This window comes from Candidatus Tisiphia endosymbiont of Myopa tessellatipennis, from assembly GCF_964031105.1.
GTDB lineage: Bacteria > Pseudomonadota > Alphaproteobacteria > Rickettsiales > Rickettsiaceae > Tisiphia.
In genome coordinates, this window is sequence record NZ_OZ035005.1 from 472,926 (window position 1) to 487,513 (window position 14,588).

Below are 14,588 nucleotides of genomic sequence, written 5' to 3' on the forward strand. Positions count from 1 at the left end.
ATAAAAAAGAAAAAGCTATGTTTGATTTTCTAAACTTTTTCTCGAGTGGGGCGACTCATCTTCGAGATAAATATGAGCAGAAATTATGCTATAGAACGTGAGTATTATGCGACGAGTGGAGTGTAGAATTAAATTCTCGTTACTGACTACATGTATGAACCTCCTGTAAAATGCAAGAAAAAAATAACATCTAATAGCAAAAATGCAAATGCATACATGTATCCGGCTTATAGTTAATAAATTATGTGTAATTTATCCTACAGCCCTGATGGAATTCGCTGGCTTACAAATTTACTATATACTTATCATTTTATCGGCTTCAAAGAGCCATTGTAGTCATCAGTTTCTTTGTAAGCTAAGGTTTGTCTTATTTACCATCAATATTATTATCTCACGCATATTCCGGGTTGGAATCTCTTACATATTCTTTGTTTACCTATTAATTAATAAACCACTATTTATTTTATTTTATGTTAATTATAATAGCTCTGTGCTACAAACTTTACTCTCTACATAATCATCCCCTGACCTTAGTACTGCAAACACCACTCTTGCCAGTTTATTAGCTACAGCAACTACTGTTTTATTATGTCCATTTCGCTCAGATAAATTAAACATCCACTGCGTAAATTTGCTAAAATCTTTTTTAGATTTTTGTTCTTCCGATGTAAATCTTATCTTGGCATTTAGTACAGCTCTAGCTCCTTGGATCAATAGAGTACGCAAGTAAACATCACCTCGCTTGCTAATTCCAAGCAACTTATCTTTCCCTCCACTGGAATGCTGCCTTGGCACCAATCCAAGCCATGCCGATAATTGCCTACCATTCTCAAAACTTGTAGCATTACCTATTGATGCTATTAAAGCAGTAGCAGTAATTAAACCAAGACTAGGTATAGCTGTTAATCGTTGATATTGAGTTAAGTTGCTAGCTATTATTTTTAATCTTTTTTCTATCTCTTTTATTTTTTTGTCATTATCCAAAAATTCCTCTTTCAGTTCACTAAATGTTTGATAACCCAGCTGGCTTAAATTTCCTTCATCTAAAATCTCGGTTAATTTTGTCATAACCTTATTGATCCCTTGAGGAATAATAAAACCAAATTCATGTAGTAGACCCCTAATTTCATTAGCAAGGGCAGTACGATTTTTTACCAATCTCTCTCTTACTCGATGAATTGATAAAATATCTTGTTGTTCTACAGTTCTAATTGGTACAAACCTCATATTTGGTCTTGTTACCGCTTCACATATAGCTTCTGCATCAGCTTGATCATTTTTATTAGTTTTAACATACGGTTTGACAAATTGTGCTGCCATTAGTTTTACTGTATGCCCCAATTTAGTTATTTCTCTTGCCCAGTAACTAGCTCCGCCGCAAGCTTCCATCCCTACCAAACATTTTGGTAAATTAGCCATAAATGTTAAAACTTGATCTCTCATTAATTTTTTCTTTAATACCGTCTTACCATTTTTATCTACACCATGAATTTGGAAAATTCTTTTTGCAATATCTATACCAATTGTGGTAACTTCCATCTTAGCCTCCTGATTGTTATTTTAATATTTAATATTAACTTTAGAAGATTAGCAACTGCTTTTCATTCTGTATATCAGGAGATCCATACCATTATTTTATCATTTTGCAGATTTTGTCATTTGGGGCATCGTTAAATCAAATAAATTGAATAAATTTTGTTGAAACTCGCTTAATTTTGGTAATCTTGCAACTTTGCAACCCTTGATTGTGTAATATAAAAAACATACTTTATCCAGCTCTCTTAATGCTTCCTCAATGGTCACATTATATTTACCATCCTTGGTTACGCCACAACCTTGTTTCAACTTATTTTTCATATAGTGCCATATTTTTAATGCCAACATGCAAACAAATACATGTCCCTTCGTTCTGTTGCTTTTCCTTAAAAAGATCGGTCTTACCTCGAGTAATCCTGTCTTCATACTGCTAAAATTCAATTCTACTTCATGTAAATTATGGTAAGCTTTATCAACCAATTCTTTACTCATCAGTTTAATTTCAATCTGTGTTTCAATCGCATAACAACCATCAAGAGCAAACAACTCTTTTTTCTTATCTTGATCAATTTCAACCACTATTTGGTTGCCGTCTAATTTTAGGTTGATAAATTTATCTATCCGCCATTCTTTGGCAATTTTTTGAACATTATTTAAACCGGTTTTTGGCTTTGCTTTCTTATGCGTTGATACATATATATTACGTTCTTCCACCTTGCTAACTAGTTTTTCAACTCAGTTATTCCTATCAAACTCAACTTTTCGGGCTATAGAACCATTTTTTCTTAAAATATATCTTTTACCATTACTGGTATAGAAAATATTCATATGATTCAAAAAAGACAAATTACTGGAGCTAATAATAATTTTTCTACTTTTGAGAATTTTGTTATGCTCATGGCATCATAATGTCCAGAATCTAAGGTTTTACAATTTTCGTTAGAACACGATTTACAAATGCGACAAAACCTTATATCTGCTCCACATCGTTAGGAGTAGAGGTTTCTTGTTGATCAGAACTTTCAAGGAGGTCAATAGTATCTTGCTTATTGTTCCTTGAGTAATCTTGTGCTTCAGATTCTGACCTTGCAACAATTACCGTTATATTTGTACTAAGCTCAGCGTGCAACCTAACCTCTACCACGAATACACCTGTTGACTTTATCGGTTTCTCAAGAACTATACTTAAATGTGATATTAAGTGCAAAGAAGCCTTAGACAAACTTTCAGCAATTTCTTTATTATTCACTGAACCAAACAACCGACCATCATCAGCAGACTGCTTAATAAATATTAATTCCTTACCACTTATAACATTATTAATAGCTTCTGCCTCAGATCTTATTTTTAGCTCCTTCGTTTCAAGATCATGTTTTTGGGCTTCTATGAACTGTTTATTAGGTTCTGTTGCCCTAATTGCTAATTTTTTGGGGATAAGATAATTACGAGCAAACCCCTTTTTTACCTTAAGAATCTCTGCAATCTTTCCAAGTTTTCTTACAGGTTTAATCAAAATAACTTCCATCTTATTCCTCTGCTCAAATTTGAAATACAAAAGGCAACAACGCTAGGATTCTAGCAATTTTTATAGCATTCTTCAGTTTTCTTTGCTTTTTGGCACATACATTGGTAATCCTACTAGGCAACATTCTACCACCTTCTGATACAAATTTTATTAACAAATCAGGGTTCTTGTAATCAATTACTGGAGCATTTGGAATAGAAAGAGGACATCCCTTACGTTTTCTAAAAAACACTCTTTTATTATTTCTATCAGCCATTCTAGTCATTGACTGAGAGTCAACAGCATCATTCTCAAACATTTTAATCTTTTCCAATTTTATTACTATTTAGTCTTTATTAATTGTTACATCAACTATTTCTTCATGATCTGAACCTTTACTTCTTAGAATCGGCGAAGGTTCAGCACTTATTGAATCAACATTGATATTAACAAACCTAATAATATTTTCACTTAGCTTCATTTTCCTTTCCAGTTCATTTATTACCGAAAAATCAGTTTTAAGCCCCATAAAAACATAATGTCCTTTTTTATTATTACCAATTTTATAGGCTAAACTTCTTAAACCCCAATATTCAGTTTTAATAACTTCACCGTTACTATCTTTAACAATTTTAGTAAAGTCATCAGTAATTTTATCTACATCAGCAGACGAAATATCTTGGCGTATGATAAAAACTGATTCGTAAAAAGCCATATATAAGAATCTCCAGCTACAAAATAAAGCCATTTATAACAATAAAAAACATTTAATTCAAGTGTTATCTTTATTATAGAGCATAATTAATAAATCACTAATACCTTTTGATTGCAAAAATATAACCGTTTTACACGGATTATAAATAAATAATTAAATTAGTAGACTTATATTAATAAATTTAGTAGAAATTTATTAATTAATTCGATAATATTGCACTTTAAAAAGTCAAATTAATATCATTACAATAAATTCACAATAATGTAACATTAGACTCTTGCATAACTGAATTATACTCTTTTTACTTTAAAAATTGACTCAGCAAAAACTTTGAGGATTCGCGTACTTCACATTACTTACATGTACGTTTAGCATGCTTATACCTTGTTTTATGCTCCAATCCCTCAATCATTTGGGTATACAAAGAAGAATTTAGTCATGCCTAAAGTCTTCATTTAATTAGTATTTAAAATGTTCGATAAATTACCACCTAGAATTCTTATTATAGAATCAACTAAAAGCATTAACGTTTCTTTATCTAATGTCATAGAGAGAGAATGGTTTAATCTTGTTAAGGCTAACACAATAGAAAAAGCTATAGCCTACTCTATTGCAAATCACCCTGATATAATTATTGTTGATTCAATGGTACAAGATAAAGTTGCTACAGAAATAGCAACTAAACTAAGAGAAATTAATGGTTTAGAGAAAGTACCAATAATTTTTTTGCTACATTCCGGAGAATCTCCGTCTAATTATACTTTGGAAGATAATAACTTTGTTGTTTCTCTTACTAAACCATTCACTTCAGATCAGCTAATGATTTCAATAAGATCATTACTCCGACGATCTAATTTAATTCTACAAGATAAAGTTATAAAATATAAGGAAGTAAGTATGGATCTTACTACCTATAAAGTAACTAATAACGGCAGGATAATTCGTTTAGGACCAACAGAATTTAAGATTTTACAACTTTTTATCAAAGCACCTAAAGTAATATTTTCCCGTCAAGATATTGTAGACAAAGTGTGGGGCAGAGATACAGCTATTGACCTACGTACTATTGATGTACATATAAATAGAATAAGAACATCTCTAAAAAATAAAGAATCTGAGGTATTTATAAAAACGATCCGTGCTATAGGATATTGCCTTGATTTGCCAAATTCTTAGAATTAAAGTAAAAAATTATCTATTTAACCTGAGCATCCGTAATGGAAGTCAATAAAAAAATAGTAACTTAACATAAATTTTCATTCCAGGAAGAATTATTTTTTACAATAGAGTGCATAAAAGCTAGTAATTTGCGCATAACAGCAACAAGAGCAACTTTTGCTGGTTTATGTTTAGCAATTAAGTGGTCATAAAAATTGCGTAGGTGCTTATTACATCGTAAGGCAGCTACTGCAGCCATATAAAGAACTCTTCGAAATAATTGTTCTCTTCTTTTTAATAAAGCATGTAACTGTTGTTGGCTATTACTATCATAAGTAACCTTCACTGGTAAAGCAAAGCACGTTGCATAATCATGCAACAATTTACTATCGATATTATCAGTTTTAGCAAGCCATCCTTTAGCTTTAGCATAACTACGCACTTTATTAGGGTGTACTGTAGCAAAAGGCAATTTATTTACTTTTAAAAATTCTCTTAAATTATGTTCATATCCACCAGTAGGTTCAAAGACAACAATTAACTCAGATAAGAGAACTTGGCTATTACTTATCAAGCTGCCTGATTATTACTTATTGTCAGATTAAGTCGTAACTAGTACAGAATTTCCCAGTCGAACCAAATCCACCAGAACCTCTAGAGGTTTCATCTAACGAATCAACCTCATCCCATAAGATCTGCTCATACCTAGCAATAACCATTTGAGCAATTTTCATACCACGCTCAATTACAAAATCTTCTTTAGGATGATGATTAATTAAAATTACCTTTATCTCACCACGATAATCAGCATCAATTGTACCAAGTGAATTCAGCACGGTAACACCATGTTTTAGTGCTAAACCTGATCTTGGTCTGATTTGAGCTTCTAAATGACTAGGTAATGCTATACAAATTCCAGTGGGGACTAACTTTACTTCTTGTGATTTTATAGTTATTGGTTCAATATTTGCTGCTATTAAATCCATACCAGCACTATGCTCAGTAGCATAACTAGGCAAAAGATCTGCAGAATGTTCTAATTTTTTAATTTTAATGTTCATAAATATAATATTTTTTGGTATGATATTGATCAGCTTGATTACTTAGACTCCAACTTTACTTAACCCTCTTACCATTGGCATCATAAATTTCGATCTTTTCAAGCTTCTCTGCCTCTTTATACGGATAAGTAACCCTAGCTGTAATATAACCTCGGTTATTAGATATAGCCCCTTCAACTGGAGTACCACTTCCCATACTCCAAGAGTTACAACATCAAGTACTCCATGCCCAGCAGCTCTTAAATAATTCAAACCAGATTTTCTTGCCATAGCCCTATATGTTTCCATATATTTTCCATTTTCTTCTTGATGACGATCAACGATTTCCATACCATGAGATAGAAAACAACCTTTCGTTTGGCATTTAGTTATATCTGATACTGAAATACCTTCATTAGAAGCAGCTTTATAGACAGAGCAACTAGATAAAATTAGCATTATAATAAAAAGAAAAATATTAACTACATACTTACTAAACATTCATTACCCTAAAAAAATCAATAAACAGAACACCAACTCATCTTACAGTTATAGCACTGAACTATTTATATTTCTACAATTATTCTATATTGCATGGTTAATACCAGTTACTTCTTCACTCATATATTTATTATTTTATTTTAACTTTTCTATTTCTTTAATACATCAACGGTTAGTGATTATACAACCTTGCTGATTGTCAGATAGTTTATTACAAATCGCTTTAGCTTGGCTTATACTTTGGTAATTACCTACTAATATTAAATAGAAGAAATTTCCTTTATCAGATTGCACCTTCTTGATAGTTATTACTGTATTATTAAGAATTTTTGCATATTTTTTTTTGATTCTTTCTCCTTCTTGGTTAGCTTCTGATTCAGATTTTACCGAGGCTAGTTGAATTTTATAACCACCTTGATTCGACTTATTTAACTGTGTTTCATCAATTTTGCGATGTGATTCAGTAACTTTTATGACATTTAAACCAGCTTTATTATTAGATTGTTGCTCTATTAAATTCTCTTTTTGCACCAAGTCATTTTTTATTATATTAGGCAAAATTGTTTCCGTTTCTTCTTCATCTTTACTTAGTTTGTGTTTTTCATACTTAGCTTGATCAGTTTCTACTATACTAAATAAAATCGTGTCTATCGAGTCAAGTTCTTCATCACTTTCTGCTAGTTTTTGTTTAGCGATATTTAATGGCTTTTCCGGTTCAGGTTGTAATATTACAGGTTTATTGGTCTTTTTTTGTTGTAAACTCTCATAAATTATATTATTCGCATTTGGTATCACTATCCCCCCACTATCTTGTGGTTTAATTTTTGTAGGTGATGGATCAGGGTAAATTGTTACTACTTGGCCACTATTTCGGCTGTAATTAGTATAAACTAAATAGGTAAGACCACTAATTATTGAGAAAATAATTAGTAAGAGTAAAGTGCGGTTAGTCATCAACTTATAAATTACAATACTTCATTACATTTTATTCATAGGCGTTACCCCTATAACATCAAAACCAACTTTTATAATCTTTTGAATAGACTTTGCTAAAGCAAGCCGAGCAGTGGTTAACTCTATATTATCTTCAATTAAAAACCGATAATCATTATTTTCTTTGCCAAAATTCCATAAAGCATGGAATTTTGAAGCTAAATTAATCAGATAAAAAGCTACTCTGTGGGGTTCAAAATATTTTGCCGAAATCTCTAAAACTTTTGACCATGAAGCAAGAAGTTTAATTATTTCTATTTCCTCTTCGCTGGAAAGTAACGACAAGTCATACTCATTCTCTAAGAATTTACCATATGCTTTTGGCATGGATTCTTTAGCTTTTTCCAGTATAGATATTGTCCTAACATGAGCATATTGTACGTAAAATACAGGATTATCTTTTGATTGTTCTTTTACTTTTACTAGGTCGAAGTCAAGAGCAATATCATTTTTACGGGTTAGCATTATAAATCTTATTATATCTTTACCTACCTCATTTGTTACATCTCGCACACTAGTAAAATTACCGCTACGTTTTGACATTTTTATAGCGATACCGTTTTTAACAAAATTTACTAACTGGCAAATCTTAACATCAACTTTAACTTTTTCTCCACCAAGGGCTTTAACTATTGCCTCAATTCTTTTTACGTAACCACAATGATCTGCACCTAGAATATAAACTAGATGATCAAAACCACGATCTATTTTATCCTTAGCATAAGCTAAATCAGAGGCAAAATATGACCAACTACCGTCAGATTTTTCTATTGGTCTATCTTGATTATCACCAAAAGCCGTAGATTTAAACAATTTCTGAGTTCTTGAATCCCAAGATTCATCTATTTTACCTTTAGGGGGGGGCAACTGCCCCTCATATATTAGTCCCATTTTAGTAAGCATTTGTACAACTTCATCAATCTTACCACTATCATGCAGTGACTTTTCCGAGAAGAATAACTCGTGTTCAATATCTAGCTCCTTTAAATCCTGCTTAATTATAGCTAACATTTCTTCTATTGCAAAATCCTTAACGAGTTCATGACGTTGCCTATCGACCATTGTTAATAATTTATTACCAAATTTTTCCACCAAATTTTGTCCAATATCTGCCAAATATTCTCCAGGATAAAGCCCTTCTGGTATTACGATCTCTTCTTTTGTTAATGCTTGTTTATAGCGTAAAATAACTGAATTAGCTAAGTCATCCACTTGAGAGCCGGCATCATTAAGGTAATATTCTTTGGTAACAATATAGCCAGTACTATCTAGAACTTTGGCTAAAGCATCACCATAAACAGCACCTCTAGCATGACCAATATGCATAGGACCAGTTGGATTTGCAGATACATATTCAATATTAACCTTTTGATTATTACCAAAATTAATCTTAAAAAAATTCTCCTTATCCAACAATATGTCATTGATAGAGTTATGCCACATATCTGCTTTGATAGTAAAGTTAATAAATCCTGAACCAGCAACTTCTATAGATGCAATATATGGAAGAGGCGTTAATATTTCCTTAAATCTAATAGCTAGTTCCTTAGGTTTAATATTTTGTTTTGCAGCGATAATCATAGCTATATTACTTGAAAGATCACCATTGAGATTATCTTTAGGAATTTCTATAGCCGCCAATTTTAACACATCTTCATTATCGCATATTTGTCTAGCTGCACTAATGATATCGTCACGTAATTTATTAAATATATTCATAAATCAAATATTGTTAGAATTAAAGGAATAAAGAGCCTGATATTCTTGAATAGCAAAGCGGTCAGTCATGCCAGCTATATAATCTGCTACTATATCAGCCTTAGATTTTATATCCCTTGGTATAATTAATTCTTTCCAACTAAATGGTAATAAATCAACATTATCCATATATACTCTAAATAACTCTTGTACAATTTTCTGACATTTTAAAGTTATAGAGGTCAGTTTATTATACCTATATACTTTATCATACAAGAATTGTTTAATTTCCATTATACGCTCTTTTGCTTTGTCAGTAAAATTAACAAGCTGATAATCAAGATGGCGTATATCATCGGTTGTGATTATTTTCTGTTTTTGTAAATTATTATTTGTTTGTAGCAGTAAATCAGCAATTAAATCGCTGATCAACTTACGCACTACTTCATAAATGAGTCGAGATGTTGTTATATTTTCAAATTGGGACTTAATTTCAAAAGCATATTGATCAATAAATTTAATTTCCGTTAGATGATTAAAGTCAATAATCTTGGCACCAATACTATCTTCTAAATCATGGGAAATATAACTAATATCATCAGCTAACGAAGCAATTTGGGCTTCAGCTGAAGAATAATGAGTTAAATCAAGGTTATGTTGTAAATCATACTCTACTATATATTTAGGTATATTATTTATTAAAGGACCATTATGTTTCACAATTCCTTCTAGCACTTCCCATGTCAAATTTAATCCATCATAAGCCGCATATCTTTTCTCTACTTTAGTAAGAATCTTTAATGAATGAGCATTATGGGAAAATCCACCATAATCTTCCATACATTTATTTAGTGCTATCTCCCCTGCATGACCGAAAGGAGTATGCCCAAGATCATGAGCAAGACCTATAGTCTCTGCTAAATCACTTGATAAATTAAGGGTTCTAGCAATAGAACGTGCAACCGTAGAAACTTCAATCGAATGAGTAAGGCGATTCCGATAATGATCCCCCTCGTGATTAATAAAAACCTGAGTTTTATATTGTAAACGTCTGAAAGCCTTTGAATGAATTATGCGATCCCGATCTCGTTCAAATTCATTTCTATAAGATGTAGGATATTCATTAAACAATCTCCCCCTAGTCTTGGCTGGATCTACTGCATATGAAGCAAGCATATATTAACTCCTATTTAATTTGAATTCGATGTAACAAGTTACATCGAATGATGAAAAAAGTTAAAATGCACTCGCGTCAGCCGCTTCAAGAGTGCATTTTTCCTTATAACAAAGCCAGTATAGAATTACCTAGCAAGCTTTTCAAGGTTTTTAAATGAAACTCTTGCAAAATTAGGTTTTTAGGATTATTCTAATGGTCTTTATAATATAAGATTATGTCAATAAAAGTTACTGATAATGCTTTTAAAAGAGTAGATGAGCTAATAAAACTAGAAAGTAATCCAAGTTTGGTTCTTAGAGTAGTTGTTGATGGTGGAGGCTGTTCTGGATTTGTTTATAAATACGCTCTCGTTCCAAGCAATGATATAACAAAAGATGACTGTACTATAGAAAAAGATAATATTAAAGTAGTTATCGATGAAATATCTCAGCAGCTTATGGTTGATTGTATAATAGATTTTATCGAAGAATTAGGTAGTTCCTATTTTGAAATTAGAAACCCCCTTGCAAAAAATAAGTGTGGGTGTGGTAATTCATTCTCTGTATAACTGTATATACTCAATTAACCTGAAGAGTTGGCAAAATGATTAAAAGTTATAGTCTGAAATTGGTCAGTTATAAGAGTAAGCAAATTACCTTTGATTTATCAATATTAGCAAAAAATCTATCTATAGCTTCTGAGAATTGAGCAAAATTATGGTAAAATTTATTATTTGTTACAATTCTATGCATAAATTTCCATAATCGTTCAATCGGATTAAGATTAGGGCTATAGGGAGGTAAAAATACTAATGCTATTTTGCTACTTGTGTGACTTATAGACCTTGTTACAAGCTAATTGTCAGATAAAATTACGACTTATCTTTTAGTACTTAACCTGAATTCGATGTAACAAGTTACATCGAATTCAGTGTTATATATAGAAACAATCAGGTTTGAAACGGCTGCCCACCCGATTGTTAAAATATAACACTCCATTCAATATGTGATTTTAATAATTAAAATCACATATTGAATGATGAAAAAAGTTAAAATGCACTCGTAGAACCGCTTCAAGAGTGCATTTTTCCTTATAACAAAGCCAGTTCGATATAAGAATTATTAATTCTTATATCGAACTGAGGTTACTTAATATATTTTTTTGTTTAATAGCAGATTTAAATTCTTGGTCATATTTGTAATCCTGTATAGCAAAAGTTTCTTTTGAAGAATCATAACTTTTATGTACTCCTTCTATAGAAGGAATAGTATGTCCGAGTTCTTGATATTTCTCCCGTGGAGTTCTACCATAACTGTCGAAAGTTAGTAAATATAGCTTCCCTATACATCATTGCGAGGAGTTGCGAAAAAGCGGCGACGCGGCAATCCAAGATACGCGAAGCGTTACTCTAAAAAAACAGCCTAGCTGTTTACCTAGATCGCTACGGCATCTAAAGAGCCTTGCTATAACGATTATAGAAAAATTTAGGGTACTATGGTCACGATGTTAAAAGAATTTTCCATAAAATTCCATGATCTTTTCTTTAACCTGAATTGGATCAGTCATCATATTAACCCCTCCTCTAAATTCAGCTGAGTTTGCTAAACCACTACTATACCAACCTATATGTTTTCTAGCTAGCTGAACAGCTGTATCATTTCCATAATACTCTAACATAGCATCATAATGACTCAGTATTATTTCTAGCTGCTCTGCTATTGAAGGTGGCGGGAGTTCTTCTCCGGTTTTAAGATAATGTGCTATTTGAGAAATAAACCATGGTCTACCATATACTCCCCGACCAACCATTATGCCATCAGCACCTGATTTTTGTAAGCATTCCTTGGCTTTAGACAAAGAAGTAATATCTCCATTAGCGATAACTGGAATCCTCACCACATCTTTAACTTGCCTTATAAACTCCCAATCTGCTTGACCTGAATAAAACTGGCATCTTGTTCTGCCATGAATGGTGATCATTTGCACTCCAACATCATAGGCTATTTTTGCTAAATTTGGAGCATTCTTAGTTTGCTCATCCCAACCAGTTCGCATTTTTAAAGTTACTGGGATTTTGACAGATTTTACCGTAGTTTCTAAAATTTTTGCAGCTAATTTCTCATCTCTCATTAAAGCTGAGCCAGAATATCCTCCTACTACTTTCTTAGCTGGACAACCAAAGTTTAAATCAATAATCTTTGCCCCCATATCCTCATTCATTTTAGCTGATTCTGCTATTATATCAGGTTCGCACCCAGCAATCTGTACACATGAACCAGTAGCATCGTCCCCAATAATCGCACATCTTTGCAAAGATTGTCTTGTTTCAATAATCATCGCTCTACTTGCCACCATTTCAGAAACGACAAGTCCTGCACCAAATTTTTTCACTAACTTTCTAAATGGTAGATCAGTAACACCAGACATTGGAGCTAATATCACCGGATGAGGTAGCTGAATATTGCCTATTTTTATCATAAATATATTTTCATTACTTTAAGTAGCTTTTAATTATAGAATAATTATTATAAATTATCATAAGATACCACAAACTAATGCTATCACTAAGAAAAATTTTTAGTATTATCTGCAGGATATTGTTATATAATATTATTGAGCATTATTGTTGAGTATTTTCAGCCAAGAAATTATGTCATGAAAATCAATGTAGAGATTATTCGAGCTTGTCAAGATTGGAAAAATCAAAAATTTATTAATAAACTATTAGTGAAGAAGGTTGTTGGTGCTATACTGAGTAAATATAAGAATTTTAAGAGAGTTGCAGAGTTTGAGTTAGCAATATTACTGACTAATAATAATGAAATGTTGAATTTGAATAGCCAATTTCGTGGCAAAGCAAAAGCTACAAATGTACTATCATTTCCTGATATAGAATTAGACTTTCGGCATTTACTTGAATTTACTCCTAATGTACATTATATGTATTTGGGGGACATAGCTTTTGGCTATGAAATAATTCAAAACGAAGCTATAAGTCAAAATAAAGCCTTTGGAGACCATTTTGTCCATCTTTTGGTACATAGTATTTTACATTTACTTGGATTCAATCACCAAGATGACGAGGAAGCAGATATTATGGAAAATTTAGAAATAGAAATATTAAAGGGTTTTGCTATTGCCTCTCCATATTAGGTTCTTATACCTTAAAAACATGTTATAAGTAGTTGTAAGAGGGTGACTTGAAGCAATCTAGACTGAAATAGTCGTGAACAGAATAAGTACCCTCTATCGTTAAGTTTGCTTTGAACAAATTGCAGAAGGTACTGCAGTACAGTAGCCTTGCACAATAAGATGAAGGAGATTATACTATGAAAAAAATAATAGGTCTAGATGTAAGTAAAAAATGGCTTGATGTATGTATATATATTTCAAACAGTAAACCGGAATATCATCGTTTTGCAAATGATAATTTAGGTCATGAAGAGCTTATAAAATTAACAAAAGAGCAAAAAATTGAGCTAATAGTGTGCGAACCCACAGGAGGCTACGAGGATGAAATTTGCCAAAAATTATATAGTAATGAGCAACGGATTCATAAGGTAAATACCTATAGTTTTAATTCATTTAGTAAGTCAGTAAATTTTTGTAAAACGGACAAGCAAGATGCTTTTAAATTAGCGTATTACGGTGATAAGATGCAACTTACAGCAAATTATATACATCAAATTGAATCAGAAAATTTGAAGAGATATCAGCAAAGACGGGAAGATTTAGTATTGATGCTTAGTAATGAAAAAAAGAGGTTGCATAATAGTGTCGATGGTATTGACAAAGAAAGCATAGAAACATTGATGGGATGCTTACAAAAGGAAATATCTAAAATTGATGATAAATTAAATGAGATAATAGATGGATCAGAAGAACTACAAGAAAAAACAAAAATATTAGAAACTGTACCTAGCATTGGCAAATGTCTAGCTAGTAAATTAATTAGTTTTTTACCTGAGTTGGGAAATAAAAATTATAGCGGCAACGAATTATCAGCTATGGTTGGAATAGCGCCATATGCTCGAGATAGTGGTAATAAACAAGGTCGAAGATTCATTAGAGGAGGCAGAAAGATACCACGAGATGCACTATATATGGCAGTACTAACAGGTAAAAATGGCTTTCAATATTTAAAAGCTTTATATGACAGACTTATTAATAATTTTAAACCTAAAAAAGTTGCGACAGTAGCTTGTATGCGTAAATTACTGGAAGTTTGCCATAAGCTTATTCAACAAAAACGTGTATTTGTTGTTAATCAATAATATTTTTTATTTA

At 31.8% G+C, this 14,588-nt stretch carries 16 protein-coding genes and 1 pseudogene; 4 read left to right on the top strand and 13 right to left on the bottom strand.

Going from position 1 to position 14,588, the window contains the following annotated elements; translation table 11 throughout:
• Window positions 1-477 precede the first annotated feature (477 nt).
• From AAHN03_RS02360 to rpsF, 5 genes are all read right to left on the bottom strand, one after another.
• Window positions 478-1,539, bottom strand: coding sequence for an IS110 family transposase (locus AAHN03_RS02360; protein WP_342278984.1), 1,062 nt, complete (start codon window positions 1,537-1,539; stop codon window positions 478-480).
• A gap of 99 nt (window positions 1,540-1,638) precedes the next feature.
• Complete coding sequence (locus AAHN03_RS02365; protein WP_342278985.1) at window positions 1,639-2,250, bottom strand: hypothetical protein; 612 nt, start codon at window positions 2,248-2,250, stop codon at window positions 1,639-1,641.
• 256 nt (window positions 2,251-2,506) lie between these two features.
• Window positions 2,507-3,061, bottom strand: a complete 555-nt coding sequence (gene rplI / locus AAHN03_RS02370) for a 50S ribosomal protein L9 (protein ID WP_342278986.1) — start codon at window positions 3,059-3,061, stop codon at window positions 2,507-2,509.
• A gap of 13 nt (window positions 3,062-3,074) precedes the next feature.
• Window positions 3,075-3,359: a 30S ribosomal protein S18 gene (gene rpsR, locus AAHN03_RS02375; RefSeq protein WP_341762193.1), complete on the bottom strand. Its 285-nt coding sequence runs from the start codon at window positions 3,357-3,359 to the stop codon at window positions 3,075-3,077.
• A gap of 27 nt (window positions 3,360-3,386) precedes the next feature.
• Complete coding sequence (rpsF, locus tag AAHN03_RS02380) at window positions 3,387-3,755, bottom strand: 30S ribosomal protein S6 (RefSeq protein ID WP_341748149.1); 369 nt, start codon at window positions 3,753-3,755, stop codon at window positions 3,387-3,389.
• A gap of 471 nt (window positions 3,756-4,226) precedes the next feature.
• Between rpsF and AAHN03_RS02385 the strand changes: the two genes are divergently transcribed.
• Complete coding sequence (locus tag AAHN03_RS02385; protein ID WP_342278987.1) at window positions 4,227-4,931, top strand: winged helix-turn-helix domain-containing protein; 705 nt, start codon at window positions 4,227-4,229, stop codon at window positions 4,929-4,931.
• A gap of 67 nt (window positions 4,932-4,998) precedes the next feature.
• Here AAHN03_RS02385 and AAHN03_RS02390 read toward each other — a convergent pair whose 3' ends face one another.
• The 6 genes from AAHN03_RS02390 to AAHN03_RS02415 all read right to left on the bottom strand — a co-directional run bounded on the left by AAHN03_RS02390 (window position 4,999) and on the right by AAHN03_RS02415 (window position 10,321).
• Entirely contained in the window at window positions 4,999-5,487 is a 489-nt protein-coding gene (locus tag AAHN03_RS02390; protein ID WP_342278988.1) for an IS110 family transposase, read from the bottom strand.
• Between the two features lie 22 nt (window positions 5,488-5,509).
• A complete protein-coding gene (gene dut, locus AAHN03_RS02395; protein ID WP_342278989.1) occupies window positions 5,510-5,974 on the bottom strand; it encodes a dUTP diphosphatase in 465 nt (154 codons plus the stop codon).
• 42 nt (window positions 5,975-6,016) lie between these two features.
• Window positions 6,017-6,412, bottom strand: a complete 396-nt coding sequence (locus tag AAHN03_RS02400; RefSeq protein WP_342278990.1) for a hypothetical protein — start codon at window positions 6,410-6,412, stop codon at window positions 6,017-6,019.
• A 207-nt stretch (window positions 6,413-6,619) separates the two neighbouring features.
• On the bottom strand, window positions 6,620-7,408 hold the full coding sequence (locus AAHN03_RS02405; RefSeq protein ID WP_342278991.1) for an SPOR domain-containing protein: 789 nt from the start codon (window positions 7,406-7,408) through the stop codon (window positions 6,620-6,622).
• Window positions 7,409-7,432: 24 nt separating this feature from the next.
• Complete coding sequence (gene argS / locus AAHN03_RS02410) at window positions 7,433-9,166, bottom strand: arginine--tRNA ligase (protein WP_342278992.1); 1,734 nt, start codon at window positions 9,164-9,166, stop codon at window positions 7,433-7,435.
• Between the two features lie 3 nt (window positions 9,167-9,169).
• On the bottom strand, window positions 9,170-10,321 hold the full coding sequence (locus AAHN03_RS02415; protein ID WP_342278993.1) for a deoxyguanosinetriphosphate triphosphohydrolase: 1,152 nt from the start codon (window positions 10,319-10,321) through the stop codon (window positions 9,170-9,172).
• 215 nt (window positions 10,322-10,536) lie between these two features.
• On the opposite strand from AAHN03_RS02415, the gene AAHN03_RS02420 reads away from it, so the two are divergent.
• Entirely contained in the window at window positions 10,537-10,869 is a 333-nt protein-coding gene (locus AAHN03_RS02420; RefSeq protein ID WP_341761872.1) for a HesB/IscA family protein, read from the top strand.
• A gap of 67 nt (window positions 10,870-10,936) precedes the next feature.
• Here AAHN03_RS02420 and AAHN03_RS02425 read toward each other — a convergent pair.
• Window positions 10,937-11,119: pseudogene (locus AAHN03_RS02425) on the bottom strand (transposase); the annotation flags it as partial.
• A gap of 688 nt (window positions 11,120-11,807) precedes the next feature.
• Window positions 11,808-12,779, bottom strand: a complete 972-nt coding sequence (dusB, locus tag AAHN03_RS02430) for a tRNA dihydrouridine synthase DusB (RefSeq protein ID WP_341761871.1) — start codon at window positions 12,777-12,779, stop codon at window positions 11,808-11,810.
• Window positions 12,780-12,956: 177 nt separating this feature from the next.
• Between dusB and ybeY the strand changes: the two genes are divergently transcribed.
• Together ybeY and AAHN03_RS02440 are read left to right on the top strand one after the other, a co-directional pair.
• The gene (gene ybeY, locus AAHN03_RS02435) at window positions 12,957-13,454 is read left to right on the top strand and encodes an rRNA maturation RNase YbeY (protein ID WP_342279158.1); all 498 of its coding nucleotides are present in this window, start codon (window positions 12,957-12,959) and stop codon (window positions 13,452-13,454) included.
• Window positions 13,455-13,630: 176 nt separating this feature from the next.
• Entirely contained in the window at window positions 13,631-14,575 is a 945-nt protein-coding gene (locus AAHN03_RS02440; RefSeq protein ID WP_342278931.1) for an IS110 family transposase, read from the top strand.
• Window positions 14,576-14,588 lie beyond the last annotated feature (13 nt).

What these genes read in the sequence shown, in the direction of transcription:
- AAHN03_RS02360 (WP_342278984.1), bottom strand. Translation starts at nt 1,539, where the DNA reads ATGGAAGTTACCACAATTGGTATAGATATTGCAAAAAGAATTTTCCAA.
- rplI (WP_342278986.1), bottom strand. Translation starts at nt 3,061, where the DNA reads ATGGAAGTTATTTTGATTAAACCTGTAAGAAAACTTGGAAAGATTGCA.
- rpsR (WP_341762193.1), bottom strand. Translation starts at nt 3,359, where the DNA reads ATGTTTGAGAATGATGCTGTTGACTCTCAGTCAATGACTAGAATGGCT.
- rpsF (WP_341748149.1), bottom strand. Translation starts at nt 3,755, where the DNA reads ATGGCTTTTTACGAATCAGTTTTTATCATACGCCAAGATATTTCGTCT.
- AAHN03_RS02385 (WP_342278987.1), top strand. Translation starts at nt 4,227, where the DNA reads ATGTTCGATAAATTACCACCTAGAATTCTTATTATAGAATCAACTAAA.
- dut (WP_342278989.1), bottom strand. Translation starts at nt 5,974, where the DNA reads ATGAACATTAAAATTAAAAAATTAGAACATTCTGCAGATCTTTTGCCT.
- AAHN03_RS02400 (WP_342278990.1), bottom strand. Translation starts at nt 6,412, where the DNA reads ATGCTAATTTTATCTAGTTGCTCTGTCTATAAAGCTGCTTCTAATGAA.
- AAHN03_RS02405 (WP_342278991.1), bottom strand. Translation starts at nt 7,408, where the DNA reads ATGACTAACCGCACTTTACTCTTACTAATTATTTTCTCAATAATTAGT.
- argS (WP_342278992.1), bottom strand. Translation starts at nt 9,166, where the DNA reads ATGAATATATTTAATAAATTACGTGACGATATCATTAGTGCAGCTAGA.
- AAHN03_RS02415 (WP_342278993.1), bottom strand. Translation starts at nt 10,321, where the DNA reads ATGCTTGCTTCATATGCAGTAGATCCAGCCAAGACTAGGGGGAGATTG.
- AAHN03_RS02420 (WP_341761872.1), top strand. Translation starts at nt 10,537, where the DNA reads ATGTCAATAAAAGTTACTGATAATGCTTTTAAAAGAGTAGATGAGCTA.
- dusB (WP_341761871.1), bottom strand. Translation starts at nt 12,779, where the DNA reads ATGATAAAAATAGGCAATATTCAGCTACCTCATCCGGTGATATTAGCT.
- ybeY (WP_342279158.1), top strand. Translation starts at nt 12,957, where the DNA reads ATGAAAATCAATGTAGAGATTATTCGAGCTTGTCAAGATTGGAAAAAT.
- AAHN03_RS02440 (WP_342278931.1), top strand. Translation starts at nt 13,631, where the DNA reads ATGAAAAAAATAATAGGTCTAGATGTAAGTAAAAAATGGCTTGATGTA.